Annotated in this window: 5 protein-coding genes; all 5 read left to right on the top strand. The window is 40.2% G+C overall.

The features are described 5' to 3' along the window. The first annotated feature begins 10 nt into the window (after positions 1-10). From HUU81_RS16435 to HUU81_RS16415, 5 genes are read left to right on the top strand one after another with little or no spacing between them, the layout of a single operon-like run. A complete protein-coding gene (locus tag HUU81_RS16435; RefSeq protein ID WP_199609979.1) occupies positions 11-1,609 on the top strand; it encodes an MBL fold metallo-hydrolase in 1,599 nt (532 codons plus the stop codon). Between the two features lie 33 nt (positions 1,610-1,642). After that, positions 1,643-2,671 carry a TauD/TfdA family dioxygenase gene (locus HUU81_RS16430; protein ID WP_199609978.1) on the top strand — a complete coding sequence of 343 codons (1,029 nt, stop codon included), beginning with the start codon at positions 1,643-1,645 and terminating at the stop codon, positions 2,669-2,671. A gap of 46 nt (positions 2,672-2,717) precedes the next feature. Further along, positions 2,718-3,974 (top strand): efflux RND transporter periplasmic adaptor subunit, encoded by a 1,257-nt coding sequence (locus HUU81_RS16425; RefSeq protein WP_199609977.1) that lies wholly within the window; start codon positions 2,718-2,720, stop codon positions 3,972-3,974. Between the two features lie 29 nt (positions 3,975-4,003). After that, positions 4,004-4,756, top strand: a complete 753-nt coding sequence (locus HUU81_RS16420; RefSeq protein WP_199609976.1) for an ABC transporter ATP-binding protein — start codon at positions 4,004-4,006, stop codon at positions 4,754-4,756. Between the two features lie 15 nt (positions 4,757-4,771). Further along, positions 4,772-7,204, top strand: a complete 2,433-nt coding sequence (locus HUU81_RS16415; protein WP_199609975.1) for an ABC transporter permease — start codon at positions 4,772-4,774, stop codon at positions 7,202-7,204. The last annotated feature ends 7 nt before the right edge of the window (positions 7,205-7,211 follow it).

Below are 7,211 nucleotides of genomic sequence, written 5' to 3'. Positions count from 1 at the left end.
GGAAGTACAGATGACTAACCAACAATTTTTCTTAAAAGAAAACGTATTTGTAGAACCATTAGTGAACAACTGGTATGCATGGCCTAACCTTATTTCCCCTATTCCTTATTCCATGTACATGGTGAAAACCCATCTTAGGTTAATGAAGTCATTCGTTAATAATTACGAATTGCATATTATTGCGAACCAAAATCCAGAAATGGCTGGTGGCGGCGAGTTTGTTGATTGCAGTGCCGAGCAAGTGGAAGACGTTAAACGCTTAATTGAAAAATTTGAAAACGAAGGTGCCATTTTTAAAGAGCTGGCAGATTCAGTTTCAGCGCTGGATGATTTGATTAAATCGCATAAGTCAGGTGAAACCATAGAACCTTTATATGATCAGGTGCCAGAGCACTTAAAAGGTTATGTGGAATTGTTTATGGACTTATATCACAACCCTTCATACCGCTTAATTGAAGGGCTGTTATACGACAGCGAATATTATAAAAGAGAATTACAGTCAGTTTCTTTTGGTATTCTAGATGATGATGCGAATCGTCCTTTTGTACTCAGTACTCCACGTTTAGCTGATCAAAACAACATTCAACTGCGTTTACCCTTTGCTTCTCCTCTTTGGGACATTATTTTTAAAGCGCGTGAGCTTCCCATTAGCAAAGCGCAAATAGACCAAGTGTTTCAAGCGGGCGACACTCAAGGTGGATTGGATTACATGGAGCTGTTTACCACCGAACCACCTAGCTTAACCTATCAAGCGCCAGAACAAGGTAGTGAAGCCAGTTATATCGGTCATGCTGGCTTTATGGTGCACAATAAAGAGGTTGCCGTCGTTATCGATCCGGTAATTGCATACCGCACGAACAAAATAAAGCATGATGTCATTAGCTTTAGTCAGCTTCCGCCTAAAATCGATTACTTATGCTTAACTCATAATCATTCTGACCACGTTAACATTGAATCGCTTCTGCAAATCCGCCACAAAGTAGACACCGTCTTAGTACCCAAAAATAATGGTGGTAGCTTGTGCGATCCATCACTAAAACTTATTTTGCAGCAAATTGGTTTTAAAGTTATGGAACTCGAAGATATGGAAGTAATTGGTTTACCTGAAGGTAAGTTAATGAGCATCCCATTCTTAGGAGAGCATGGTGACTTAAATATTCGCAGTAAAACAGCTTGGTTTATCGAATTAGCCGGAAAGCGCATGTACTTCGGTGCAGACTCTGCCAATGTTGAACCAAAAATGTACCAACACATCGCTAAAATAACGGGCGAATTGGATATTTTAGCGATAGGTATGGAGTGTGTTGGCGCGCCTTATACTTGGCTTTATGGTGCATTAACAACCGATCCTGTCAGCAAAAACATTAAAGACTCAAGACGACTAAACGGGTCTGATTTCGACAAAGCATCAAACATGATCAAGATATTTAATGCCAAACAAGTGCTCATTTATGCGCTAGGACTAGAGCCTTGGTATGGCTACTTTATGGGGGTTGATTATAGCGATGACTCTGAACAAATTGTGCAGTCTAATCAACTGCTTGAACATTGTTCATCGTTAAATATTCCATGCGAACGTGCTTATGGCATCAGAAATATCGCGCTATAACCAACACCATACAAAATAATATTGAGAATACCGATGAGTACAAATAACCCTTTTACGATTGCTGAATTGGCGCCAATTGCAGGTAAGCCGTTATTAATGAATGTGGACCTAAATGGTAGTAAGGCGCTGCAATGGGCAGAAGAGAATAAACATAGTATTAACCAACTTTTATTAGACAACGGAGCTTTATTAATACGTGGCCTAAAACTTCACAGCAGTAAACAGTTTTCCAAAGTGCTAACGGCACTGTTTGACGAAGACTTACTGTCTTATAGTTATCGCTCAACACCGCGCACAGAGCTAAAAGGCAGTGTTTATACGGCGACCGAGTACCACAGTGACCAATCAATTTTACAGCACAACGAGAACTCTTATACCAATCATTGGGCAATGAATTTAGGCTTTATGTGTTTACTGCCATCTACGGAAGGTGGCGAAACCCCTATCTGCGACAGTAGAACGGTTTATCAGCAAATTCCTACGGCAATTCGCGATAAATTTGAGCGCCATGGTGTGCTGTATATGCGTAATTATTCGGATATTGATTTACCTTGGTCCGAAGTATTTCAAACGGACAACAAGGCCGAAGTAGAAGCGTACTGTTATGAAAACAATATTCAATTTGAATGGCTAGAAAATGGCGGATTACGCACCAAGCAAGTTAATCAAGCGGTAGCCATTCATCCTAAAACCAAAGAAAAAGTATGGTTCAACCAAGCGCATTTATTTCATGTAACTGCACTACCAGAATCTATCCGTAATGACATTATCGCGCTGCGCGGCGAAGAAAACGTGCCGCGTAACACATATTACGGTGATGGCACTCCAATTAGTGAAGCAGACCTTAATACGATTAAGGCTATTTACGAAAAAAATATGATCAAGTTTTCATGGCAGAAAGGTGATTTGATGCTGCTTGATAACATGCTATTCACCCATGGTCGTACCCCATTCTCAGGCGAACGCAAAGTATTAGTGGGGATGGCTAATCCATACGGTACTGAGCAAATGAATCGAGAGATGACTCAAACCAATGAAGCGTCTGCCTTAGCGGAAGCATAACTATCCACGTTAGCCCGTTAGAGAAAGCTGTCAATTAGGAAAAAAGATGGATGTAATTAAACAGAAAAAGAAAAGTGTCGAGCTCTGGTCTAAAAAAACATTATTAGTGAGCGCGTTAGTGATTGGTGCCATGGGCGCTTATTTAATGCTGAATGAAGGAGGGGCGTCGGCGTCTGTGCAGCGAGAGCAAATTACACTCGCAAAAGTGCAACAAGGCGATATCGCTATTGAACTTAGTGGCTATGGTAAATTAAAAGCACTTAAGCAAAAGTTATTATCTGCCCAGCGCGAAGCCACGGTAGAGGAGATTATTCTTAAACCAGGTGCCATTGTCACTCCAGATAGTGTGATAGTGCAGTTAAGTAACCCTAATCTTCAGCAAGAGTTACTTAATGCTGAGCAAGAATATGCTCAAGCGGTGAGTCAATTACGTGCAGTGAAACTAAACCAAGAAAAAAGCTTATTAGTTGAACAGGCTGTGTTAGAAAAATTAAATGCAAGTTTTGAGTCGGCCACGCTTAAACTCGAATCGCAAAAAGAATTACAAGCCCGTGGGATTGTTTCTAAATTCGATCTAAAACAAGCTGTCATCACTGAAAAAGAAATTAGAAAGCAAATTGCAATTCAAAAAAATACCATCGAAAAAATTAAACTGATGAATACAGAAGAGCTGAATATTGAAGATAACAAAATTGAGCAATTTCGTATTAAGCATCAATCTGCTTTAGATAATGTTGCAGCCCTAACCGTGAAAGCGGGCATGTCGGGCGTACTGCAAGAGCTAACCGTAGAGCTAGGTGAAAGTTTAGCCATTGGTAAAAAAATAGGCATTGTGGGTAAAACAGATAGCTTGATTGCTTTACTTAAAATTCCTCAAGCGCAAGCAGAACAAATCGAAATTGGTCAACAAGCAGTGATTGATACACGAAAAGATCTTATCAATGGTGAAGTTGCACGTATTGATCCCGTTGTTACAGAAGGAACAGTATCTGTCGAGATCACATTGAAAGGCGCATTACCAAGCAGTGCAAGGCCAGAACTGAATGTGGATGGCAAAATCATGATCGACACCTTTGAGAATGTGAATTACATCAAACGACCAAGTAATGCGCGTGCATCGTCAGATGCTTATGTCTACAAAGTTGATCAAAATAATAACCAAGCACTACTTACAAAAGTTGAGTATGGTACTGAGTCTGGAAATTATATTGTTATTAAACAAGGGCTTAATGAGAATGATCTGGTGATAGCGTCAGATATGTCGGCGTATGAAAATAAAGCATCATTAAAAATAGTTAACTAGCCAATAAGAATAATAAAATGGAGAGTAAAATGAAAAGAATCATAGAGTTAAAAGAAATAAGCAAAGTTTTTCATACTGACGAAGTAGACACTTATGCGTTAAATGGCGTCAATTTAGCTATTTTTGAAGGCGATTATATTTCTATCTCAGGCCCTTCTGGTGGTGGTAAATCAACCTTATTATCAATTTTGGGTTTATTAGACGAACCAACATCGGGTGAATACTTATTAGCGGGTGAAAATGTAAGTCATTTAAGCTTGTCTGATAGTGCTAAAAATCGTTGTGAAAATATTGGCTTTGTTTTTCAGTCGTTTAACTTAATTGATGAATTATCGGTTTTCGACAATGTCGCTTTACCATTAACTTACTCAGTAAAAAATCATTCAAAGGAAGAAATAGAAAAGCGGGTGAAAGACTGCTTAGAAAAAGTAGAAATTGCACACCGTATTCATCATAAGCCAAACCAGTTGTCAGGTGGACAGCAGCAACGCGTTGCAATCGCGCGTGCTTTGGTTGCTAAGCCAGCCATTTTACTGGTTGACGAGCCAACAGGAAACTTGGACTCGAAAAACGGTGATGCAGTAATGGCGCTACTCGAAAAATTAAATCAAAACGGTACGACGATTTGCATGGTAACGCATGATCCACGATATGCCGATATGGCAAAACGCAGAGTGCATTTACTTGATGGAAAGATTGTTGATAAGACGCCAGTAACTGAAAAATCCCAAGCGAAGCAATCACCACAAAAAGTTGTTGAAGAAGCACTTGAAGCATTGTAATAGCAAGGAAGAATAATGAATAAATTGACGACATTGTTTCGGGCGTCCATCGCTAATTTAAAGCGTTCACCGGGATTTGTAATTACCGTTCTACTGTCATTAGGTATCACTATCGGTACACTATTGTCAGCAGTAAGTTTAAATCATTTAGTCTTTGTAAAAGCGTTGCCTTACCCTGATCACAACAGCTTGTTTGTGGCTGAAGGCGTTGTGCTAGACAAAGGGGAAGAAGCATATCGTGGTTTGCATACCTATCCAGCAGTAGCGCATTTAGTTAAGCAGCAATCTGTGCTAACTCAAGCTACCGGGCTTAAATACGGTAATGCGTTTATCACCAGCTTGGCGGATCAGCCAAAAGTAGATATTGCTTTTACCACACCAAACTATTTTACGTTAACGGGTAACCAGTTGGCGCAAGGACGTGGCTTTGATGATCGTGAAGACATTAATAAAGCATTACCTGTCGCGGTTATTAGCCATAAAATGTGGCAGCAACGGTTTGCTAGTCAGCCTGACATTTTGCAACAAACCGTACAAGTAGGTGAAGTGAGCTATCAAATAGTCGGTGTGACGGCAGAAACATTTGTCGAGCCTGCATTGCATTCCATCGAACGTAAAACAGAAGTCTTTTTACCTTGGGATTTCATTACGCAAAATGAACAGGCTAAAAATGACTGGGTGAATTTTAATGATAAATATCGACTCATTGGTCGTTTAGCTTCAGAGATTTCTCCGCTAGCTGCTAGTCAAGCTTTAACAGAGCAACTAAATAAAATATTTAAAGAACGTACCGCGGGTGTGGGCTTTTTCAAGACCATTTCTGTGAAAGTTGATCTTAAATCGTTCGAGCAAGTGATCTTAGGTGGTAGCAAGTCTACCGTGCTGATGTTACTTATCGGTGTGTTAGTGATTGTGCTTATTGCGAGTGCCAATATTTGTAATTTATTTTTGTCACGCATCGCAGAAAAACAACGTCAAATGGCGATACAAGCGACATTGGGTGCCGAGAAAAAGCACTTGCTGCAAGGCATTATGATGGAAACCAGTATTTTAGTGGGTGCATCACTCATTTTTGCAATGATGGTGAGCCAAGTGGAAGTCATGTTTTTAGCTAAATATGGTAGCGACTTGTTACCAAGAGTGAACGAAATGCGCTTAGACATTGGTGTGTTAGGCTTGGTTCTGCTGTTCTGTATTAGCTTAGTTGCCTTATTTAGTTTTATATCTATTAAAGCGGTAAATTACCGTTCATTGCGCAGCATGTTGCAGTCAAGTGGTAAAGGTACAAGCACACAGGTTTCTAGTAAGATTAGAAGTATCCTTATTGCGAGCCAAGTCGCACTTGCTTTACTAATGATTTCAGCGTCATTGTCTATGACGTTTCATTCGCAAAAAGTACTCAACCAAGATCGCGGTTTTGCAGTTAACGATATCTATGAATTAAGCATAGATGCTGGAAACCGTAAGCTAACGCGTGAGATGCGATTAGAGTATATTCGTTCTATTAAGCAAGCGCTAACCAGTCAAGCGGAAGTAAACGCTGTGAGTGTGTCAGGTTCATCTGCAGTATCTACCTCTATGTGGGCAACTTCTGCTGCACTATCTCAAGGAAGTAGCAACTCCATCAAGCCAAATACTAATTTAGTTGATGAGCAGTTTTTCCCAATGCATGACATCAACATGATTGCTGGTAGCAACTTTAGTAGCACCGATGTAGCGGATAAGGCAAATGTTGTGGTGATTAACCAAGCGTTAGCGCAGCAGCTTGATATTGATAATGTTGCTATCGATAAAAACTTATACTGGGAAGATAAAGCAGATCCCTACCGTGTAATTGGTGTTGTTGAAAATACCCGTTTACCAGGGATTGAAGCACAACCAAGACTCTATTTACCCGGTAGTTCTTCGCTTAACTTTATTATTCAAATGAAGTCACAGCAAACCCTGTCGAAAGTGAATATCGTGAATTTAGTGCAAAGCGTAGATGGAAACTTTAAGGTATCTAAGTACGCGCACACTGATGAGGTTTATCAGCAATTACTGTTCAGAGACAAGTTAACAGCCACACTGACCTTATTGCTAACAATTGCGACGTTATTTTTAGCAACTGTAGGCATTTATGGCGTGATCAGTTTTGGTGTTAGATTAAAGCGATACGAGCTTGGTATCCACATGGCGGTCGGGGCCACGAAAAAAGCGGTATTTATGCGAGTATTTACCGAATATGCTAAGCCTGTTGTGGCGGGTGCCATGTTATCCGTTGCTATTATCTTAGCCACATTGGTTGCCACTGATCAGACAATCTTAGACATATTGCCGCTTAGCTGGTTATCAGTAAGCTTAACTGCATTACTCGTGCTGTTTGCGGTGGTACTGTCGTGCCAGTTAGGACTACAGAAAATAGTCAATAACAAACCGGCATTTTTGTTAAGAAACCAAGAAGGCTAATTCAGCC

This window comes from Flocculibacter collagenilyticus (assembly GCF_016469335.1).
In the GTDB taxonomy this organism is placed as follows: Bacteria; Pseudomonadota; Gammaproteobacteria; order Enterobacterales; family Alteromonadaceae; genus Flocculibacter; species Flocculibacter collagenilyticus.
Note: the sequence above shows the minus strand (reverse complement) of the source record. Positions and strands in the feature narration are given on the sequence as shown.